Source organism: Pandoraea pnomenusa, assembly GCF_040391475.1.
Classification (GTDB): domain Bacteria; phylum Pseudomonadota; class Gammaproteobacteria; order Burkholderiales; family Burkholderiaceae; genus Pandoraea; species Pandoraea pnomenusa_C.
In genome coordinates, this window is record NZ_JBEBXS010000012.1 from 65,622 (window position 1) to 86,491 (window position 20,870).

The window sequence follows — 20,870 nt, forward strand, 5'->3', positions numbered from 1 at the left end:
GGAGACGCCGCGACCGCCCGTGCAGTACGCGCCCCTGACACCCGCCGCGCCATCCAATCCCTACCCCGCAGGTGCGCAGCCGCAGCGTCCGGCACGGCGCCAGGGCCAGGCCCCGGGGTTACCGGCACCCAACGATTCGCGCGCCAATGTGCCGCCGTTGAACGTGCCGCCGTCGCAGTCCGCCAGCCCGCCGCCCGCCGGACCGGCGCAGCCGAATGTCCCGATGATCCGGCCCGGGCAATAGGTGGGAACACAACGCAGCACCAGACGGTTCACCGAAATTCGACAGGCGCTTCACAGGAACGACAACGCACCATGCAACGACCCATGCATCGATATTAAGGACGGCTCGCGCCAGAACACGCCCTGGCACGCGAGAACACAGGGAGACGACTCATGACCGGTGATTCCGACAGCACCCCCGATGCCGGTGCCCATCACGGCACTCACGGCGCTCATGGGGCTTACGGCGGCCCGCAGAGCTTCTGGACGAAATACGTCTGGAGTCAGGATCACAAGGTGATCGCGGTGCAGTACGCCTGCACGGCCATCGCCGTCGGTCTGGTCGGTCTGGTGCTCTCGAATCTCATGCGCCTGCAGCTCGGCTTCCCGGGCAAGTTCTCGTTCATCGACGCGAATCACTACTATCAGTACGTCACCATGCACGGCATGATCATGGTGATCTACCTGCTCACCGCGCTCTTTCTCGGGGGTTTCGGCAACTACCTGATTCCGCTGATGGTCGGCGCGCGCGACATGGTCTTCCCGTTCCTGAACATGCTCAGTTACTGGGTGTACCTGTTGGCCGTCGTCGTGCTGATGGTGAGCTTCTTCGTACCCGGCGGCCCCACCGGCGCAGGCTGGACACTCTATCCTCCACAGGCGATTCTGCCCGGCACCCCCGGCGTCGAATGGGGCATCGTACTCATGCTGATCTCGCTGGCGATCTTCATCGTTGCGGCGACGATGGGCGGCCTGAACTACGTCACCACGGTACTGCAGGCGCGCACCGAAGGCATGACGCTACTGCGCATGCCGCTCACCGTGTGGGGCATCGTGATGGCGACGGTGCTCGCGCTGCTGGCCTTCCCGGCGCTCTTCGTCTCGGCCGTGATGATGCTGTTCGACAAGACGCTGCACACGAGCTTCTTCATGCCCGCCATCGTCTCGATGGGACAACCGCTCGCGTACCGCGGCGGCAGCCCGTTGCTGTTCCAGCATCTGTTCTGGTTCTTCGGGCATCCGGAGGTGTACATCGTGGCGCTGCCCGCGTTCGGCATCGTGTCCGATCTCATCAGCGTGCATGCGCGCAAGAACATCTTCGGGTACCGCATGATGGTGTGGGCGATTCTCGCCATCGGCGTGCTCTCGTTCGTTGTGTGGGCGCACCACATGTTCATCAGCGGCATGAATCCGTATTTCGGATTCCTCTTTGCGACGACCACGCTCATCATCGCCATTCCGACGGCGATCAAGGTGTACAACTGGGTGCTCACGCTCTGGCGCGGCGACATCCACCTGACAGTGCCGATGCTGTTTGCCATCGCGTTCATCAGCACGTTCGTGATTGGCGGTCTGACGGGATTGTTCCTCGGCAACGTCAGCGTCGACATGCCGCTGTCGAATACGTATTTCGTCGTGGCGCACTTCCATATGGTGATGGGGGTCGCGCCGCTCCTGGTGATCTTCGGTGGCATCTATCACTGGTATCCGCTGGTGACCGGACGCCGGCTGAACGACCGTCTCGGTCAATGGCACTTCTGGATCACGTTCCTCGGCACCTACGCGATCTTCTTCCCCATGCATTACCTCGGTGTGCTGGGCATGCCGCGTCGCTACTACGAATTCCAGGGGTACAGCTTCATTCCCGATTCGGCGCACGTCATGAACACCTGCATCTCGGTCGCGGCCTTCATCGTCGCGCTCGGGCAACTGCTGTTCCTCTTCAACCTGGCGCGGAGCCTGCGGCACGGCAAGGCCGCGGGGGCAAATCCGTGGCGCGCCGCGTCGCTCGAATGGCAGACACCCGACGTGCCGCCCGTGCACGGCAATTGGGGACCGGTGCTGCCCACGGTCTACCGCTGGCCGTACGAGTACAGCGTGCCGGGCGATATCGACGACTTCGTGCCGCAGAATCTCGCCCCCGATCCGCGACGTCCCGCCACGTTGACGCATGGCGACGCGACTGCGGCCAAGGACTCTCCCAAAGGAGCGACCTCATGAAGCCCGTTCCCTCGTGGCCCTCGTGGCCCTCCATGCCGCCGGGCGGCGTGCCCGTCGCCCCACCGCAACGTCGTGCCGCGTCGCAGGTAGCCCTCTGGTGGCTCATGGGCGTGATCGGCATGTTGTTCTCGCTGATGCTCGTGGCGTACGTGATGCGCATGAGCCAGAGCGACTGGCGACCGCTGCCGCCCGTCAACGCGTTGTGGGTCAATACGGGCGTGCTCGCCGCCGCGTGCATCGTGATGCAGTCGTCGGCCTGGCAAGCGCGACGTGGCGAGTTACGTCGCTCACGTCGCGACTGGGCCGTGGCCGGGGTGCTGGCGCTCGTGTTCGTCGTGGCGCAACTCTGGGTGTGGCGCGACCTGAGCGCGCGCCATCTCGGCGTGGCGGGCAACCCCGCAAACAGCTTCTTTTTCCTGCTCACCGGGCTGCATGCGGTGCATCTGCTCGGAGGCCTCGTGGCATGGGCGTGCCTGATACCGCATCGACTGACCCACGCAACACGTGCGCGCCGACTCTCTCTCGTCGCGCAGTACTGGCATTTCCTGTTCGTGGTGTGGGCGGTATTGTTCGCCGCCGTCGTCAATCTCACGCCGGAGATCGCGCAGCGTCTGTGCGGCACCGGCGGGGTCACGCCGTGACGCGCGCGTCGCGACGCGAGGAGGTTCATCGTGAATACGTCACCGTCTGCCGCTTCCAGCGCTACCGGCGTCGCTGAACCCCCCGACGGATGGCGGGGCGTCGTGACCGACTGGTCAGGCGACCGCGCCACGTTCCGCGTGCCGTGGGGCAAGGCGATGATGTGGATCTTCCTGCTCTCCGACACGTTCGTGTTCAGCAGCTTTCTGATCGGCTACATGACGGTACGCATGTCGACGACCGCCGAGTGGCCCAATCCGGCGGAGATCTTCGCGCTCGACGTGAACGGGCATCCGGTGCCGTTGCTGCTCATCGCCATCATGACGTTCGTGCTCATCACCAGCAGCGGCACGATGGCGATGGCCGTGAACTATGCGTACCGCCGCGATCGCGACAAGACGGCCGCATGCATTCTGGCGACGGCGTATCTCGGCATGGCCTTCGTCGGCATGCAGGCGTTCGAATGGACCAACCTGATCGTGCACGAAGGTATCCGGCCGTGGGGGAATTCCATGGGGGCGGCGCAGTTCGGTGCGTGCTTCTTCATGATTACCGGTTTTCACGGATTGCACGTGAGCGCGGGCGTCATCTACCTGCTCACTGTCATGCGCAAGGTGCTCAACGGTACGCTCGAACGACGCGGCAACTATCAGCTCGTCGAGATCGCGGGGCTGTACTGGCACTTCGTCGATCTCGTGTGGGTGTTCATCTTTGCGCTGTTCTATCTCTGGTAGGAGGAGCGATGGAATCCTCGACATCCGTGCCGCCAGCCACTCACGTATCCGCATCCGATGGCGCGCACGGCGGCCACGGCGGGCAGCAGCACTCGGTCGGTCTCTACCTAAAAGTGTGGGGGCTGTTGTTCGTGCTCTCGACGTTTTCGTATCTCGTCGATTACGCCAATCTGCATGGCTATCTGCGCTGGGGGCTGATTCTCGCGCTCATGGTCGCGAAGGCGGGGCTGATCGTGGCGGTCTTCATGCACATGCGATGGGAGCGGCTCGCACTCGTCTACGCGATCCTCATTCCCCCGCTGGCGTTGCTCGTGCTGATGAGTCTCATGGCGGCCGAGGCGGATTACACCTTCCTCACGCGGCTTGCACATTTCCACTGAAGGCGTAGGGCCGCTACAGCAATTCCACGAGACGCCGGTCACTCTTTCGGCAGTACTCCGTGCAGGCGGTACGGGCGGCGGTGGCGGCGCCGTGCACGAAGAGCGGCGCGTCGGCACGACGCGACATCGACACCACGATCGACGGCGGCGCCGGTTGCAAGGGCAACTCCGTGACCTCGCCGCGCGCGATCAGATCGTCGACGAATAGCCGCGGGATCGCCGCCACACCGAAACCGTCCTTCACCAACTGCACGATCACGGCAATCGACGGTGACCCGGTGATGCGCGTCTCCGACAGGGGAATGCCGTGCACACCCGCGAGCTTCGCCACGATGTCCTCGAGCGCGCGATGCGGCGCCGTGCCGCGGCCGTAGGTGAGGATCGGATGTTGCAGCACCTGCTTGGCCAGGCCGTTGCGCGTATTCGGAAACATGCCCGTGCGGGCGATCCAGTGCACCGGGTAGTTGGCGAGCGCGTCGCACACTACGCTGCTGTCGTCGCTGCCTTCCACGCGAATGATCAGATCGAGCTCGTCGGCGATCAGGCGGCGCTGCAACTGCACGGAGACGTCTACCGTCAGCTCGACTTCGAGCGTCGGATAGTCGGCGGCGAGACGCCGTAAATAATGAGGCAGCCAACTGTGCACGACGGTCTCGATCACGCCGAGCCGCAGGCGTCCGCGCAACGTGCTTTCCCCGGATGCCGCCGCTTGCAGGCGCCGTGCCGCATCGACCACCGCCTTCGCATAGCCCAGCAGGTACTCGCCGTTCGGCGTGAGCCGGAATTCGCGGCTGTCGCGGTCGACGAGCGCCGTCTTCAACTCCTCTTCGAGCGCCTTCAGGCGCTGGGAAATTGCCGCGGGCGTGGCGTGCAACGCGACGGCCGTCGCACGGAAGTTGCGAAGCTTGGCCAGCGTGACGAAGGTCTCGAGAAAGCGTGTATTCATGGGACTCGCGACGTAGGGAGCATGCCCAAAACCGGCAATGAAGCGACGAAAATAAATGCAACAAACCTCGGGAAAACCCGCGAGGTTGTTAAGAAATTCTATACGGCGATGCGTAGAAAAACTCGTTAGCGACAACATTTTTTTCTTTCTATGCTTCACCCATCCGATGCCGTCCAGGCCTCTCCCATTCCTGCCACCCACGCCGGATCTGCCATGAACCACCCTGCCACGCCGAACGACCTCTTTGCGCAACGCGAGACGATTACGCCCTTCGAATTCCGTCAGGCGGTGCGCAGCGCACAGTTCCGCGGACCGACGGCCGGCTATTGCGGAGACTTCGCGCAAGCCAATCTGGCTATTCTGCCGGTGGCACATGCGCACGATTTCCTCCGCTTCTGCCAAAGCAATCCGAAGGCATGTCCGCTGCTGGGTGTGGGCGAGCCGGGGCAGTGGCACGTGCCGGCGCTCGGCCGTGAAGTGGATATCCGCTCCGACGTGCCGGGCTACAACGTCTACCGCGACGGCAAGCTCGCCGAGCAGGTGGATAACCTCGCCGAGTACTGGCAGAGCGATTTCGTCGTCTTCGCCATTGGCTGCTCGTTCTCGTTCGAGGACATGCTGGCCAAGGCCGGGATTCCGCTGCGTCATGTGGAAGAGGGCTGCAACGTGCCGATGTATCGCACGAAGATCGCGAACCAGCGTGCCGGGAAGTTCGGCGGCGAACTGGTGGTGTCGATGCGGCCGATGACGGGTGCCGACGCGATTCGCGCGGTGCAGATCACGAGCCGCTTCCCGGGCGTGCATGGCGCACCGATTCATATTGGCGATCCGTCGGCACTCGGCATTGCCGATCTGGCGAAGCCGGAGTTCGGCGACGCCGTGACGATTCGCGACGGTGAGCTGCCCGTGTACTGGGCGTGCGGCGTGACACCGCAGACCGCGCTCATGGGCGCGAAGCTGCCGCTCGCGATCGCGCACCGTCCGGGCTACATGCTCATGACGGACATTCCGAACGCGTCGCTGGCCGTCTTCTGAGCACTACGCGCAGGCCGCGTGCGCAGCATTCGCGGTAATTGCAGCATCGCGTGACGGCAGTGACCGGGCGGCAAGCACGCACCGGTCAAGCCCCACTCAGGTATCAACCGGCATCACGCATCACAAAAGAACCGCGCCATGACGGCAGGCGAGCCATCGTCTGCCGGCGACCGAACACGCCTGTTGAACGAGCGCGGCCCGAGGCATCACACGGCAAGTCAGGACATCACCGGAGCCTTTTTCTCATGGATAGCAAAACCCCTCTCGCGCCCCCCGTACCCGGGAATTCCGCGCCGTCTTCCGACACCGGCGGCAGCCTGTTCGGGTGGTATGGCGAGGCCGCGCCGCGCGAAAAGCGCGCCTTCTGGAGCTGCAAGGTCGGCTACATGCTCGACGGCATGGACACCCAGATGCTGAGCTTCGTCATTCCGACACTCGTGGCCACGTGGGGCATCAGCCTTGCCGACGCCGGCTTCATCGGCACACTCACGCTGCTCGCCTCGGCGCTCGGCGGCTGGGCCGCAGGCATTCTGTCGGACCGTATCGGTCGGGTGCGCACGCTGCAACTCACCGTGTTGTGGTTCGCCGTCTTCACCGGCCTTTGCGGGCTCGCCCAGAACTACCATCAGTTGCTCGCCGCCCGCGCGTTGATGGGCTTCGGCTTCGGTGGCGAATGGACGGCAGGCGCCGTGCTGATCGGTGAAGTCATTCGCGCACGGGATCGCGGCAAGGCCGTGGGACTGGTGCAGTCGGGCTGGGCCATCGGCTGGGGCCTGACGGCCATTCTCTATGCTGCCCTGTTCTCGCTGCTGCCCGCCGAGATGGCATGGCGCGCGCTGTTCCTCATCGGCCTGCTGCCCGCGTTGCTCGTGCTCTTCATCCGTCGCTACGTGCAGGAGCCCGAGGTTTATCAGAAAGAGAAGGCCAAGCAGTCGAAGTCCGACGACAGCCCGGGACTCGCCGCGATCTTCAGCCCGGCGCTGCTCTCGACGACGATCCGCGCCGCCTTGCTCACGACCGGCGCGCAAGGCGGGTACTACGCGATCACGACGTGGTTGCCGACGTACCTGAAGACCGAGCGTCACCTGACGGTCATGGGGACCGGTGGTTATCTCGCGATGATCATCTTCGGTTCGTGGGTCGGTTACCTGGCCAGTTCGTATCTGACCGACCGCCTCGGCCGCAAGCCCAACTTCATCCTGTTCGCGCTGGGCTCGATGGTGATCGCGTTCTCGTACACGTCGCTGCCGCTCACCGACAGCGCCATGTTCTGGCTCGGGTTCCCGCTCGGTTTCTTCGCGTCGGGCATCTTCAGCGGCATGGGCGCCTTCCTGACCGAGCTGTTTCCGACCAGCGTGCGCGGCTCCGGTCAAGGCTTCTGCTACAACGTCGGCCGCGCCATCGGTGCGCTGTTCCCGTTCCTCATCGGCATGCTGTCGAAGCAGTACGGATTGGGTACGACGATCGGCATCTTCGCCGGTGTCGCCTACGGCGTGCTGATTCTCGCCGCGCTGACACTGCCGGAAACACGCGGCCGGGAACTCGATTCGCTTGAGGCGCGCAGACAGTGACGCGACGACGCATGCGCCGCCTCATGCACGCATGACCCACTGCGGCAGCCGTCGCTGCCGCGTTCTCCGAACCGCTGACTTCCCCCTGCTTCCTGATTGCGACGCCCATGTGCAGCCCGGTCCGGTACTCCCGGACCGGTCCGCGCCGGGGGACGTGCGCCCTGCGTGAACCGGTCGACGGCCGCGTCCGCGCAGTGACACCCCTCGATTCTCGTTTGCCCTTAGCTTTTGAATTGCGAGTGACCCCATGACGAACGTTCTCACCTCCTCCACCCAAAATCGTGCCCCTGCGCATCAGACCGCAACGCGCTGGCAGTTCTGGATCGACCGCGGCGGCACCTTCACCGATATCGTGGCGCGCCGGCCGGACGGCACCCTCGTCACGCACAAACTGCTTTCCGAAAACCCGGAACAGTATCGTGACGCCGCTGTGGCCGGCATCCGTCATCTGCTCGGGCTGCGCGCCGGTGAGCCGATCACGCCTGCGCAGGTCGACATGGTGAAAATGGGAACGACCGTGGCCACCAACGCGTTGCTCGAGCGCAAGGGTGAACCGCTCGCGCTCGTGACCACACACGGCTTTCGCGATGCGCTGCGCATCGCCTATCAGAATCGGCCGCGTCTGTTCGATCTCGATATCGCATTGCCCGAGGCGTTGTATGCCGAGGTCATCGAGATCGACGAACGTATCGGCGCGCATGGCGAGGTCGTTCGCGAGCTCGACGTCGCAACGGCGCGACAGGCGCTCGACGCGGTCTACGAGAAAGGCATTCGGGCGCTCGCCATCGTGTTGATGCATGGCTATCGCTATCAGGCGCACGAGAAGGCACTCGCCGCGATGGCGCGCGAGATCGGTTTCACGCAAGTTTCCGTTTCGCATGAGGTCTCGCCGTTGATGAAGCTCGTCTCGCGCGGCGACACGACGGTGGTCGACGCCTACCTTTCGCCGATCCTTCGGCGCTACGTGGAGCAGGTGGCGCAAGAGATGCCGGGCGTGAATCTCCAGTTCATGCAGAGCAGCGGCGGCCTCACGCGCGCCGACAACTTCCAGGGCAAGGACGCGATCCTGTCCGGTCCGGCGGGCGGCATCGTCGGTATGGTGCGCGCGTCGAGCGCGGCGGGCTTCGAGCGGGTGATCGGTTTCGACATGGGCGGCACGTCGACCGACGTCTCGCATTACCACGGCGAGTTCGAGCGCGTGTTCGAGACGCAGGTCGCCGGGGTGCGCATGCGCGCGCCGATGATGAGCATCCATACGGTCGCGGCGGGCGGTGGTTCGGTGTTGTCGTTCGACGGCACACGCTTGCGTGTCGGGCCGGACTCCGCAGGCGCGAATCCCGGCCCGGCGGCGTACCGTCGCGGCGGGCCGCTCACCGTGACCGACTGCAACGTCATGCTCGGCAAGATCCAGCCCGATCATTTCCCGAAGGTCTTCGGACCGGGCGCCGATGCGCCGCTGGATCGCGATGTCGTGGTCGAGAAGTTCACCGCGCTCGCCGCAGAGATCGAGCGGGCGACGGGCCGCCGTCAGACGCCGGAGGCACTCGCCGAAGGCTTCCTCGAGATCGCGATCGGCAGCATGGCCAACGCCATCAAGAAGATCTCCGTGCAACGCGGTCACGATGTGAGTCGCTACGTGCTGACGACGTTCGGCGGCGCGGGCGGTCAGCACGCCTGCGGGGTAGCCGACGCGCTTGGCATGACCCGGGTCTTCGCCCATCCGCTCGCCGGGGTGCTGTCGGCGTATGGGATGGGACTCGCCGATCAGACGGCCATGCGTGAGCGCATGATCGAGGCGCCATTGTCGGAGGACGGGTTGACGGCCCTGGAAGACGCGCTGGGCGCATTGGCGGACGAGGCCGTGAGTGTGCTGCGCTCGCAGGGGGTGCCGCCGTCGCGCATCGAAACGGTACGTCGCGTGCATGTTCGCTACGCCGGTACGGATTCGGCGCTGCCGGTGCCGTTCGGGGACGTCGCGCAGATGCGTGCGGCATTCGAGGCGGCGTATCGTCAGCGTTATTCGTTCCTGATGGATGGCGCGGCGCTGATCGTCGAGGTGGCGTCGGTCGAAGCCATCGGGCGCTCCGACGCGCCGGTGGATATCGCACCGCTCGACGCCCGCACTTCGGGCGCACCGGTGGCGGTGGATCGGGTGAAACTCTACGCGAGCGGTGCCTGGCACGAGGCGGCGCTGTTCAGCCGCGACACGCTACTCGCGGGCGACACGATCGACGGGCCGGCCATTGTGGCGGAGACGAGTGGCACGACTGTCGTCGAGCCCGGCTGGCAGGCCCGGATGACCGCGCAGGGCAACCTCGTGCTCACGCGCGTGGTGCCGCGTGCATCGCAACGCGGCCTTGGCACGCAAGCCGATCCGGTACGGCTGGAGATCTTCAACAATCTCTTCATGTCGATCGCCGAGCAGATGGGACTGCGTCTGCAAAACACGGCGTACTCGGTGAACATCAAGGAGCGTCTCGACTTCTCGTGCGCGCTATTCGACCGCGAGGGAAATCTCATCGCCAATGCGCCGCACATGCCGGTGCACCTCGGTTCGATGGGCGAGAGCATCAAGACAGTGATCGAATGCAATCGCGGCAAGATGCGCGACGGCGACGTCTACATGCTCAACGATCCGTACCACGGGGGCACGCACCTGCCGGATGTCACCGTCATCACGCCGGTATTCGTCGACGGCGACGGACACGTCGCGGAAGCACCGCTCTTCTATGTCGGCTCGCGCGGCCACCATGCGGATATTGGCGGGATTACGCCGGGATCGATGCCACCGGACTCGACGCATGTCGAGCAAGAGGGCGTATTGATCGACAACTGGCAACTGGTCGTGTCGGGCGAACTGCGCGATCGGGAGACGCGTGCATTGCTCGCCGGCGCGCGCTACCCGGCGCGCAACATCGACCAGAACATGGCGGATCTGCGCGCGCAAGTCGCTGCGAATCAGAAGGGGGTGGACGAATTGCGTCGCATGGTGAGCGCATTCGGACGTGATGTCGTGCTGGCCTACATGGGCCACGTGCAGGACAACGCCGAAGCGGCAGTGCGTCGCGTGATCGGCGCGCTCGGCGACGGCCACTATCGCTACGCACTCGATAACGGTGCCGTGATCGAGGTGGACATTCGCGTGGATCGGGCCGCCCAGGGCGCGACCATCGACTTCACCGGCACGTCGGCGCAATTGCCGAACAACTTCAACGCGCCGCGTGCCGTGTGCATGGCCGCCGTGCTGTACGTCTTTCGCACTCTCGTCGACGACGACATACCGCTCAACGCCGGGTGTCTGAAACCGCTGACGGTAATCGTGCCGGAGGGGTCGATGCTCAACCCCGTGTATCCGGCGGCGGTGGTGTCGGGCAATGTCGAGACGTCGTCGGCCGTGACCAACGCGCTCTACGGTGCCTTGGGACGTGTGGCTTCGAGCCAGGGCACGATGAACAACTTCACGTTCGGCAACGACACGTACCAGTACTACGAGACCATCGCGGGCGGTAGTGGCGCCGGTGAAGGGTTCCACGGTGCGGATGCGGTGCAGACACACATGACGAACTCTCGTCTCACCGATCCGGAAGTGCTGGAGTGGCGCTACCCGGTGCGACTCGAAAGCCACCGGATCCGCGCAGGGTCGGGCGGTGCCGGGCGTTGGCGTGGCGGCAACGGTGCGGTGCGACGCATCCGCTTCCTCACGCCGATGACGGCTTCGATCCTGTCGAACAACCGCGTGCATGCGCCTTTCGGTGCGCAGGGCGGGGCGGGAGGCGCGCTCGGTGCGAATTACGTCGAACGCGTTGGCGGTTCGCGTGAATCCTTGTCACATATCGGGCGTGCGCTGATGCAACCGGGTGACGTTTTCGTCGTGGAGACCCCCGGGGGAGGCGGCTTCGGCGCCGCGTGATCGGGTGCGGTGGCGCGCGCCATGCAAGCGAACCCGAGAGGGCTCCCGTCGTCGTGCGCGCTCGTCATCGCCCGCAGAATGCGGACAAGTCCACACGATCGATGCCGGATGGGAAACGGATGAAGCGCTGCCGGTTCCCGGAAGCATTGGCTGGCTTTGCAAAGGCGGCCCGAAATCCCCTCCGTACGATGCCGTTGTCGTCAATCACGACGGTTACGTACGGAGGTGTCCCTGTATGTCTGATTCGTCCCACCATCCCTCGCCGACGTTGTCGGCGGACATGACTTCGGCGGCGTCGGTCGCATCCGTTGCGCCCGCCGTGTCAGCGACCGCGCCGACGCCCCCTTCACCTGTCGCTTCGAGCGGCACGGCATCGCTGCCAGGCGACTCGCACATCGCTCAATACGAGCGGATGTGGGGCGAGATCCAGCTCGCCGGCCGTCGGCTACAACGTCAGATGCAGGCGTATCAGGCGGCGTTCGACGATATCCGACGACTGGAGCAGACGCCTACGCCGGAAGCTCGCGCGAAGCTCGAACGACTGGATGCATTGCTGAACAGCGAGCCGTTCCGGCGCGAAGCGCGCGAGATCGATCGCATGTCTACCGCGCTTGTGCGCGTCATCGAGCGATTGCGCGCCCAATCCCCCGCACCGCAAAGCGGCGACACCGCCGCGGCCCCCGTGCGAGCGCCCGCGATGCGCCGCGCCTGTGCATGAGGACCGACGACATGAGCTACCGCACCGTCGACACCCTCGCGTCCTCTGTGCCGGGGCGCAGCAGCGTGGACTTCACGCCGTCGTCGCGCCCCCCGGCGGCCGACAATCCCCTGCTCGGCGCGATGCAAAGCGCGAGCGACCAGATGGACCATCTGCAATCGCAGGTCGATGCGTGGATGGCGAAGGCGCGCGCGCGTAGCGCCGCAGCTCGCGAGGCGCGTGAAGCCATCGGCGCCGTTGACGACGCACTCGCGCGTCTGCAATCGAACGGGCAACCCGAACGGCTGCCCGAACGCTTGCGGGAAGTCGCTGTCCGTCACGGCTTGCTGTCTTCTTCGCAGGCGACGGGCAGCTTCGACGAGACCGCACTGCGCGACCTCAGGGCGTCGTTGCAGACGGCCGCGGCGGCCGGCGGCGAATCCAGCACGATCGAACAGATCGAGCTAAAGCAATTTCTGTCGCGCTACGAGAACGCGCTGACGTTGAGCAACGCGGTCATCGCGAAGCTGCGCGACATCACGAGCCGGATCGTCAGCAGTCTCTGATGTCGGGCGCTGTGGCACATACGACCCTCGGGTCGTACATCACTTCTCTTTCCCTTCAGGTACGCCTCATGAACAGTCTCTCCACGAATTACCGAGCCTACGGCGCGTCGTCGTCCACGACAAACCCGCCATCGTCGCCGGACCTGTCATTCCTCGCGGGCCGGACCACCGATATCCACTCGTTGCTGCTGGCGCACGCGGCCACGCTGATGCAAGCGAGCGGTGGCGACGCCAAGCAGAAGATCGATTCGATGCGCATGCGTCAGTCGCACGGCCGCGAGGCGCGTGACATCGCGAACCAGATCGAGTCGCTCATCAATCAACTCGGCACGGACACGAAAAAGACGACGAAACTCAACGACGGCATCCGTGAGTTCTTCGATAAGTACGATCTCAAGATCACCATTGACGACAGCGGTACGCGCAAGACTTTGCAGGAGTGGGAATCGCGCTCGAGGAAAGTCGGCGAGTCGGGTTACACCGGGCCCAGCGGCGGTTCTGGCGACTATCGCGCCGATCATTTGCGTGCGTTGAAGGCCACCGCGGAGAGTCGCAGCGAGGAGGCGACCGATAGCCGCACCATCGAGCAGATCGAGATCAACAAATTTCTGCAGGAATACAACGGCGTCTCGACGCTGGCCAACACGATCATCAGTTCGCGCGGTCAGCAGCTCAATCAGATCAACGGATCGATGCGCTCGTGAGCACGCCGCCGCCCGCCGCGCATGCAACCGCGTCGGAAGCCGCGAATGCCGAGATCGAAGCCATCTTTTCCCGCTTCTTCTCGCGTGGCGGCGCGTTGCGCATGCTCGCCGATCTCGACGAAACCGATCTGGCGCGGGTCCGGGCGTATGCCCGTCATCGCTTCACGCAGGGCAAGTTCGCGGCGGCGCAGCGCCTGTATTTCGTGTTGGCCACGCTCGACCAGTGGTCGTTCGACGACTGGTTCGGACTGGGACTTTGCTACCAGCGGCTGGCGCAGCACGAGACGGCGCTGCCTTGCTTCGCGAAGGCGGGCGTGATTCGCGCGGCGGATCCGCGTGCGCCGTATCTCGCGGGGGTGAGTTACGAGCGTATCGGCAACGTGGCATTTGCACTGAAGGCGTATCGCGCAACGCTGCGTTTGTGCGGCGAGCACGCACAGCACCGCCAACTGGCGCACTCGGCGCGCGCGCGATGTGATGCCCTGTCAACTTCTTCATCCAAAGGAAACGCATGATTTCGACTGCCACAGCAGGAGGACACTACCGTTCGTGGTGGGCGGGTGACGTACACGACGCCGCCACCGATCAGACGACATCTCCGAGCCCCGACATCGCGCGCACCGCGCGTCGCCAGGGGCCAACGGGCGATTGCCTTGCGCCCGAGGACTTCACGCCCGATGCGCCGGACAACGTGGACTGGCAAGACGCGCAGGGCGCGTTCGCTCGCCTTCTGCAACGTCTCTACTCGCTGGGAAGCTCGATGGCTTCCGGCGGTACGCGACCCAACGGGCGGTTCGGCGTCAGCGATCTGGCGAGCGTGGAAAAGCTCGATCCGTCCACGCTCGTGATGGTTGCGTCGACCATCGCGATGCAGGCGATGGGAGACACGGCGAAGTCGACGCAGCGGGCGCTGCAACTGCTTGCGGAGCGTCAGGACAAGCTGCGTCAGGAGGATATCCAGAAGTTTCGCGAGCAGATGGACGCCATGACGCGCGATGCCGACAAGGCGCGCAAGGGCGGCGTCTTCGGCGCGATCTTCGACTGGGTCACCGCGGCCGTCGACCTGGTCGTCGGCGCGGTGAAGGTCGTGACCGGCGTGCTGACGATGAACCCGCTGATGATCGCGAGCGGCGTCGCCGACGTGGGGGCCGGCATCGCCGGAATCGGCGCGGCAGTGTGCAAGACGATGGCGCTGGTCGATCCGAAGAACGCGTCGTATTACGAGAAGGAAGCCGAGAAGTGGGGCTACGCGCAAATGGCCTTCCAGGCGCTGGGCATGGTCGTGGGATTCGGCATGTCGGTGGGCGGTTTCATGGCGTCGCGATCCGTCACCAAGGCGGCAACCCGCGTCTTCAAGGGCGGGGCGGGCGAGGCGCTCACGAAGGCCGTCAAGGCGGGCGACGATGCGGCCGTGAGCGCCATCAAGACACGCGTGGTCTCGGAGGTGTCGTATCAGGTCGGCATGGAAGTCGGCAAACGCGTGGGGCGATCGCTCGCCCAAAACGGCACGCGCACGGCACGGCAGTTGGCGCGTCGCGGCTTCAATCGCATGGCAGAGCAGTTCACGCAGCAGATGGTCGAGCAGATGGTGTCGCGTGCGTTCGACAACGTGGTGAAGTCGACCGCGAAGCAGGTCGCCAAAGGGGCCGCGGTCGGTGCTTCGGGGGTGACGAAGTCGTTCGGCAAGCAGATGGCATCGCAGGGTCGCCGTGCGATCTTGCGTGGCATGTGGTCGCTGTCGAGCGTGGTGCGTGGCGGCACAGTGGCTGCGCGCGATATCACGGCGGGTGTCATCGGCATTCAGCGCGCGAAGTTGCAGCGCGAAGCGCGCGACCTTCATACCGAGATGACCTGGCTGCAGTTCCTCATGGAGATGAACGGCGACGACAAGCGGCGCCTGGGCAAGCGCATGGCGTCGTTGTCGGAGGGGCAGGGCGACGCGGCGCAAATCGCCAGCGAAGCGGTCACAAGGACGGGCGATGTGCGAATTCGCATTGCATCGTCGATGGCCTGAACGCCGAGCGGTTCGCATTTTCCTTATTCGAGACTCGCGACGCGCACTGCGCGTTGCACCCAAGACGAGGTTCGCAATGACTTACATGGCGATATCCCAGCCCCGGCCGACAACGTTGCACGGCGACCGGGATCCGCAGCACAACGCGACGCAACGTTCCCCCGAGACTTCCCGGCGCGCGGAAAGCGCCACCGACGGTCTTGTCACGTTGATGCAGCTCGTGAAGCTGATGATGGAAATCCGTGCAGGCGAGCGCAACACCGATCAGGCGTATCGCGCACGTCACGACGTGATGGTGTTCGCACGTGGTGTGGCGGCGCGCGACGAGAAGTATCGCGCCAACAAGAAGCACTACGACGCGGCCATGACGTCCGCCGGCGGCTCGCTCTTTTCCGGCACGCTGTCGCTGGGCGGCAGTGTGATCGGCGCGCGCTATGGCCTGCGCGACAAGATGGAAATCGGACAGATGTTCGGCAGTGTGGTGAGCGGCGTCGGACAGTTCGGGAAGCCGGCGTTCGAGTTCGCTTCGGCCGATCTGTCGAATCGGGGGCGGGACAACGATGTCGTCGGCGAATTCGCAACCACGCTGACCGACGAGACGCGCAGAACCAACGACCGCTTACGTCAGCGCATCGATTCGGCGAGTTCGGAATTGCGTGAAGTCTCCCGGCAACTCTACGGCATGGCCGGACAACATCTGAGCAAGCTGTACGAAGCCATTCGCTGAAGGCCCTCCGTCATCGGCCCCCCAATCCGCCTTTCTTGCGCATACCCCACCATGTCAGTCTGCGAGCGCGCCGTTGCGGCATTTTTCAGGACTCACCGATTCACGGCGCGCGTCGAGGTTTGCGAGCGTACCTGCATCACGCTGGGACAGCGTGTCGAGAACGGCGAGCTGTCCCTTTGTCATCGCCTGGACAAGCGGGAGGCCGGGTTCGTGCTGACGATTACCGACTTCCGTCTCGACGACAACGCGACCGCCAGCGAGCACGCCGTGAGGCGCTTCTGCCAGCTGATTCGCACGTTGTTGCGCACCGTGCCGCACGTGAGCTACGTGCGCGGCATGATCTTGCCCGGCGTGAGCGACGCGCGGCTGCGCGCGCTACGCTTGCGGCTCGGTGCCATCTTCGAGCGCGAAGGGGCGTTCTGGCGTGACGAGGATGGCGACCGATGGCTCGTGTTCTGCCGTCGCGGCGGCGCGCAGTGAATGCGCTTCAGGGCAACATGCCGAGCACGCGCCACCAGACGTAGTCGAGCGGGAAGAGCACGAGCAACGTAATGACCGTCATCACGACGGTGAGCCGTGTGCCATCGCGCATGCCTACGCCACCCAGATGCATGGCGATCATCATCGGCGGGCTCTGGTACGGCAGCAGGACGGTGGAGAACACCGGCACCTGCAACATCAATACCGTGTAGAGCGGCAGACCGCTGGCCGTGGACAACTGCCCGGCGAGCGGCGTGAGCACGGCGGGCAGCCCGGGCAGCGTTGCCACCAGACCGATGGCCGAGCCAATCACGATCAGCCAGGCGGCATTGATGACCGGCGTGCCGGGCGTCATGCCGACGGCGTCGAGACACAGACGCGCCACCTTCTCTCCCAGGCCTGTATCGGCCACGACCGCCCCGACACCGAGAAAGCCCGCCACGTAAATGAGCGGCGTGATGTGCATCTGCTCGGTGAAGGTCTTCGGCGTGACGATGTGTATCGCGGGCAACAGACAGATGATCGCGGCGGCTACCGAAATCCAGGCGGGCGAGATGCCGTGCCAGGCGTCGGTGGCGAAGCCGGCGAGCGCGAGCGCCAGAAGAATGGACAGTCGCCGTGCGTCGTCGGTCAGCGGTGCCGGGGTGCTGGAGGACGTGTTGGTGAGCGGGCCGTCATCGGGAAAGAGCCGGCAGATGACCCAGATCAGGATCACGGCCTTGAGCGCCCCGAGGATGGGGAAATGCAGCAGGAGGTACGGCGCGTAATGCAGCTTCACGCCGTAGAAGGAATCCGCTGCGCCCATCAGCACGCTGTTCGGAATGTTGGCGGGCAGGATCGTGGTGGGCGGCATGTAGCTCGCGGCGGCCACCATCATCACCAGCCCCGTGCGACCACGGCGTCCCTCCGAGAGGCCGATGCGATCCGCGAGCGCGAGCACGATCGGGATGAGCAACAGGATACGGCCCGTCGTCGACGGCATCACGAATGCGAGACCGACACACGCCACCATGACGGATGCCACGTAGCGCCGATAGGTCGGACGTTTGAGCGCGAACAATGTCGAGGCGATGCGCGAGCCAAGTCCGGTCGTGCGAACCGCAAGCCCGGTCACGGCCCCGCCGAAGACGAGCCACCATGCGGCGGAGTGAAAGCCTGCAAAGATGACCTCCGGCTTCGCCACGTGGAGCAGGACGGCAAGCAGGAAGAACGTTAGCGTGGTGACCGGTTCCGGGAACAATCCGAAAGCCCACGCACCGACGGTGAACAGCACGAGCACGGCGGCCTGCGCGGCGGTCGGCGAGAGATCCAGGGTGGTACTACCGTGACTCGCGGCCCATAGCGCGAGGGCGAGCAGGGCGTAGACGGCGTAACCGCTTAACGCGCGCAGGCGTGCCCGCAGACGTTCATGGCGCAGGGTATCGCCGGCGGGCGGCGGATGGGGTGTCGGCTCGGGTGTGGCCGGCGTGGAAGACTCGGTCATGGCACTTGTCGTTGTGATGATGGGCCAGGCAGATACGGCAGATGTCTGTCTCGATACGTCAGGGCTTGCATCGTGACGGGCATATCGTATGCTAGCGACTCCTTTAAGTGTCGGTAACGCCGATCAGGACAAATACCATCGCGAACATGCCACGCTCCGCGACAGCGCCCGCCACGCGCCCCAGCTTCGTTCCCATGCCCCGTACGGCGCCGAGCGCCGAGACGCCGGTTGTCGCGCATTTGCGCACGCCGCCGCCCGATGCGCTCATCGAGCCGCATCATCACGAATGGGGGCAACTGATTTGCCCGCAGCGTGGCGGGCTTCGTATCACGGCAGGCGAGACGAGCCTGATCGTGCCCGTGTTTCGCGCCGCCTGGGTGCCGGCGGGCATGTCGCACGAAGTCGCTGTGCTCGGCGAGGCGCAGTTCTATGCCGTCTACATGCTGTCGGATGTCTCGCCGCTTCCGGCCGATCGCTGCCTGGTGCTCGAGGTGTCGCCGTTGCTGCGAGATCTCGCAGCGGCGCTGGGAAGCGGTATGTCCGTCGACGACCGTCGCCACGGGCTCGTGACGTCGTTGCTCCTCGAGGAGTTGCGCGTAGCGCCGATGGCTTCGCTCGACTTGCGTGTGCCGGAGGACCGCCGTTTGCGTCAGCTTTGCGACGCGATCATGGAACACCCGGAAGACGATCGCTCGCTCGCGCAGTGGGCGGAGGACGTCGGCGCCTCGGAGCGAACGCTCGCGCGGTTGTTTACAACAGAACTGGGGACGAGCTTCGGGGTGTGGCGTCAACGCGTGCGTGTCGCGCGTGCCGTCGACTGGATCTCTCGTGGCGTACCGGTCGCCACGGTCGCGAGCCGTCTGAGCTATGCGAATCCGGCCGCGTTCTCGGCCATGTTCCGCCGTGCACTGGGCGTTTCGCCGCGCGATTTCACGCGCGTGGAGCGGGCAAAGCTATGACCGCCGCGAACGTTACTGCTGCACCGAAAGCACCGAAAGCACCGAAAGTGTCGGAGGCGCCAAATTCGCAGACGGGGCCGAAGCCCTGGTTTCTCTACTTGCTGGAATGCGCAGGCGGGCGGATTTACACCGGCATCACCGTGGATGTCGACGCTCGATTCGCCGCCCACGTGTCAGGCAAAGGCGCGCGCTTCACCCGTGCCTATCCGCCATCGCGAATTCTGCTGTCGCTGACATTTGTGGACCGCTCGGCGGCATCGCGCGCCGAGCATCGGGTGAAGCAATTGAGTGCGTCGCAAAAGCGAGGCCTGATTGCCGGAACCTATGTGTGCGACTTCGGCGATCGACGTGAAAACGGCGAAGGCGATGCCGACGTCGAAGTCGACATCAACACCGCTCTCACGGCATCAGCCGTGCCTGCCGAATGATGCGTCGCACGTCGCGCTGAAGCGAGCCGAACTGCCCGCGCGACGGAATCGGCGACACCACCAGCGCCCAGCTATCGCCGGGCACATTCTTCTCTACCACGGTGTAATACGTCGACTGCGTGCGGAAGAAGTCGGCGATGCCGTCATGACTGATCCGATAGCTGCGATCACCCGCCCCCGTGAGCAGGAACACGCCGAGCGTGTAATACACGTCGCGGTCAGAATTGACCGCTCCCGACTGTTTGTCGAGCAACAGGGTTCGTAGGGTCTTCTCGGTCAGCAGGCTCGGGTGACGCACGTCGAACACTCGCCACACCTTGAGCAGCGCGCCGGTCGACATCTGCCATCCCGCGAACGGTGCGAGCAGACGCCAGCTATCGGGCAATTTGGCATCCGTCACGCCGAGCGGCTGGAAAATATGCGACTCGCAGAAGTCCTTGTACTCCTCGCCCGAGACGGCCTCGATCACCATGCCCAGCAGCAGGTACGAGACGTTCGAGTAGACGAAGTCGGATTTGCCCGTGGAGTGACCGGCTTCGCCCGCGTCGAGGTACTTGAAGAAGTCCGCGCTACCGCCCACGCGCCGGATCGCGAGGCCGCTGAACAGCCCATTGACGGGATCGTTGAAACCGTTGGTGGGCAGACCCGCACGGTGGGCGAGCAGACGTCGCACGGTCAGTTCGCGCAGCGACGGATCGAGCGGCTTTCCATGCTGCTTCGAATACGTATCGAGCAGATCGCCGAGTTTCGCGTCGAGCGACAGCTTGCCCTGTTGCACGAGCAAGGCGATACCGATGGCCGTCACCGATTTCGAGAGACTGGCAACCGGCAGTAACTGCTGAACCTCGTCGCCCGAGGTCGCCGCCTCGAGCGCGACGCCATTGTCCGACTCGGTGCGCAACCACACGTGCGACAGGTTGTAGCGCTCCTTGAGTTGCGCGATACCCTGGGCGATGGTCGCCTGACCGATCGGCACTGCCGGCTTGATAGGCGTGCCCGGGCCGGACGCAGGCAGCGCCACGACGGTATTGTTTGCGTTCGACGCCGTCGGTGACGACGCAGTTTGCGCGAACCCGAGGTTCGCAGCGAACAGGGTGGCAGTGCCCAGCAGGACACTCAGGAAAACACGGCGTACAGACGCACCGCGTTGTCCCATGGCGTGCAGCACGGCCTGCATGCTCGCATGCCGTGCCTGCCGCGCTCTCAGACGTGCCCCTGCCGGACGGCGATGCCGTTCGACGTACATTTCAACTCCCCCCGCGCACGAAGCTTCGAACCGCGAATCGACTCTCTTCGGAGTCGGAATGGTTCGGTGTGCGCACGTGCCGCGTTGCGGCGATATTGGCATTCGAAGTTTAGGAAAAACTTCGGTTA

The 20,870-nt window shown here is 64.8% G+C and carries 19 protein-coding genes; 16 read left to right on the forward strand and 3 right to left on the reverse strand.

What is annotated here, in order from left to right:
* The first annotated feature begins 396 nt into the window (after positions 1 to 396).
* The 4 genes from ctaD to ABWO90_RS14380 are packed head-to-tail and all read left to right on the forward strand — an operon-like array spanning position 397 to position 3,976.
* Positions 397 to 2,223, forward strand: coding sequence for a cytochrome c oxidase subunit I (gene ctaD, locus ABWO90_RS14365; RefSeq protein ID WP_353191906.1), 1,827 nt, complete (start codon positions 397 to 399; stop codon positions 2,221 to 2,223).
* Positions 2,220 to 2,864, forward strand: coding sequence for a cytochrome c oxidase subunit 3 (locus ABWO90_RS14370; RefSeq protein ID WP_353191907.1), 645 nt, complete (start codon positions 2,220 to 2,222; stop codon positions 2,862 to 2,864). Before ctaD ends, ABWO90_RS14370 begins: the two co-directional genes overlap by 4 nt.
* Before the next feature lie 30 nt (positions 2,865 to 2,894).
* On the forward strand, positions 2,895 to 3,596 hold the full coding sequence (locus ABWO90_RS14375; protein WP_353191908.1) for a heme-copper oxidase subunit III family protein: 702 nt from the start codon (positions 2,895 to 2,897) through the stop codon (positions 3,594 to 3,596).
* Positions 3,597 to 3,604: 8 nt separating this feature from the next.
* Entirely contained in the window at positions 3,605 to 3,976 is a 372-nt protein-coding gene (locus ABWO90_RS14380) for a cytochrome C oxidase subunit IV family protein (RefSeq protein WP_353191909.1), read from the forward strand.
* A gap of 13 nt (positions 3,977 to 3,989) precedes the next feature.
* On the opposite strand, the gene ABWO90_RS14385 is transcribed toward ABWO90_RS14380, so the two are convergent.
* On the reverse strand, positions 3,990 to 4,922 hold the full coding sequence (locus ABWO90_RS14385) for a LysR family transcriptional regulator (protein ID WP_353191910.1): 933 nt from the start codon (positions 4,920 to 4,922) through the stop codon (positions 3,990 to 3,992).
* 261 nt (positions 4,923 to 5,183) lie between these two features.
* Here ABWO90_RS14385 and ABWO90_RS14390 point away from each other — a divergent pair, with 261 nt between their 5' ends.
* From ABWO90_RS14390 to ABWO90_RS14435, 10 genes are all read left to right on the forward strand, one after another.
* Positions 5,184 to 5,957 (forward strand): putative hydro-lyase, encoded by a 774-nt coding sequence (locus ABWO90_RS14390; protein ID WP_353192002.1) that lies wholly within the window; start codon positions 5,184 to 5,186, stop codon positions 5,955 to 5,957.
* A 245-nt stretch (positions 5,958 to 6,202) separates the two neighbouring features.
* A complete protein-coding gene (locus ABWO90_RS14395; RefSeq protein WP_353191911.1) occupies positions 6,203 to 7,528 on the forward strand; it encodes an MFS transporter in 1,326 nt (441 codons plus the stop codon).
* 247 nt (positions 7,529 to 7,775) lie between these two features.
* The gene (locus ABWO90_RS14400) at positions 7,776 to 11,438 is read left to right on the forward strand and encodes a hydantoinase B/oxoprolinase family protein (RefSeq protein WP_353191912.1); all 3,663 of its coding nucleotides are present in this window, start codon (positions 7,776 to 7,778) and stop codon (positions 11,436 to 11,438) included.
* 235 nt (positions 11,439 to 11,673) lie between these two features.
* Positions 11,674 to 12,156: a hypothetical protein gene (locus ABWO90_RS14405; protein WP_353191913.1), complete on the forward strand. Its 483-nt coding sequence runs from the start codon at positions 11,674 to 11,676 to the stop codon at positions 12,154 to 12,156.
* Between the two features lie 11 nt (positions 12,157 to 12,167).
* Positions 12,168 to 12,701 (forward strand): hypothetical protein, encoded by a 534-nt coding sequence (locus ABWO90_RS14410; RefSeq protein WP_353191914.1) that lies wholly within the window; start codon positions 12,168 to 12,170, stop codon positions 12,699 to 12,701.
* A 68-nt stretch (positions 12,702 to 12,769) separates the two neighbouring features.
* On the forward strand, positions 12,770 to 13,405 hold the full coding sequence (locus tag ABWO90_RS14415) for a hypothetical protein (protein ID WP_353191915.1): 636 nt from the start codon (positions 12,770 to 12,772) through the stop codon (positions 13,403 to 13,405).
* Positions 13,402 to 13,920, forward strand: a complete 519-nt coding sequence (locus ABWO90_RS14420; protein ID WP_353191916.1) for a CesD/SycD/LcrH family type III secretion system chaperone — start codon at positions 13,402 to 13,404, stop codon at positions 13,918 to 13,920. Before ABWO90_RS14415 ends, ABWO90_RS14420 begins: the two co-directional genes overlap by 4 nt.
* Positions 13,917 to 15,419, forward strand: a complete 1,503-nt coding sequence (gene sctE / locus ABWO90_RS14425) for a type III secretion system translocon subunit SseC family protein (protein ID WP_353191917.1) — start codon at positions 13,917 to 13,919, stop codon at positions 15,417 to 15,419. The genes ABWO90_RS14420 and sctE overlap by 4 nt, the downstream gene beginning before the upstream one ends.
* 76 nt (positions 15,420 to 15,495) lie before the next feature.
* A complete protein-coding gene (locus tag ABWO90_RS14430) occupies positions 15,496 to 16,146 on the forward strand; it encodes a hypothetical protein (RefSeq protein WP_353191918.1) in 651 nt (216 codons plus the stop codon).
* A gap of 51 nt (positions 16,147 to 16,197) precedes the next feature.
* A complete protein-coding gene (locus tag ABWO90_RS14435; protein ID WP_353191919.1) occupies positions 16,198 to 16,626 on the forward strand; it encodes a hypothetical protein in 429 nt (142 codons plus the stop codon).
* 7 nt (positions 16,627 to 16,633) lie between these two features.
* On the opposite strand, the gene ABWO90_RS14440 is transcribed toward ABWO90_RS14435, so the two are convergent.
* Positions 16,634 to 18,109 carry an SLC13 family permease gene (locus ABWO90_RS14440; protein WP_353191920.1) on the reverse strand — a complete coding sequence of 492 codons (1,476 nt, stop codon included), beginning with the start codon at positions 18,107 to 18,109 and terminating at the stop codon, positions 16,634 to 16,636.
* Between the two features lie 194 nt (positions 18,110 to 18,303).
* On the opposite strand from ABWO90_RS14440, the gene ABWO90_RS14445 reads away from it, so the two are divergent.
* Both ABWO90_RS14445 and ABWO90_RS14450 read left to right on the forward strand, forming a co-directional pair.
* Complete coding sequence (locus tag ABWO90_RS14445; protein ID WP_353191921.1) at positions 18,304 to 19,068, forward strand: AraC family transcriptional regulator; 765 nt, start codon at positions 18,304 to 18,306, stop codon at positions 19,066 to 19,068.
* On the forward strand, positions 19,065 to 19,496 hold the full coding sequence (locus ABWO90_RS14450; RefSeq protein WP_353191922.1) for a GIY-YIG nuclease family protein: 432 nt from the start codon (positions 19,065 to 19,067) through the stop codon (positions 19,494 to 19,496). Before ABWO90_RS14445 ends, ABWO90_RS14450 begins: the two co-directional genes overlap by 4 nt.
* Here ABWO90_RS14450 and ABWO90_RS14455 read toward each other — a convergent pair.
* Positions 19,468 to 20,742 carry a serine hydrolase domain-containing protein gene (locus ABWO90_RS14455; protein WP_353191923.1) on the reverse strand — a complete coding sequence of 425 codons (1,275 nt, stop codon included), beginning with the start codon at positions 20,740 to 20,742 and terminating at the stop codon, positions 19,468 to 19,470. The two genes, ABWO90_RS14450 and ABWO90_RS14455, sit on opposite strands and share 29 nt — an antisense overlap.
* Positions 20,743 to 20,870 lie beyond the last annotated feature (128 nt).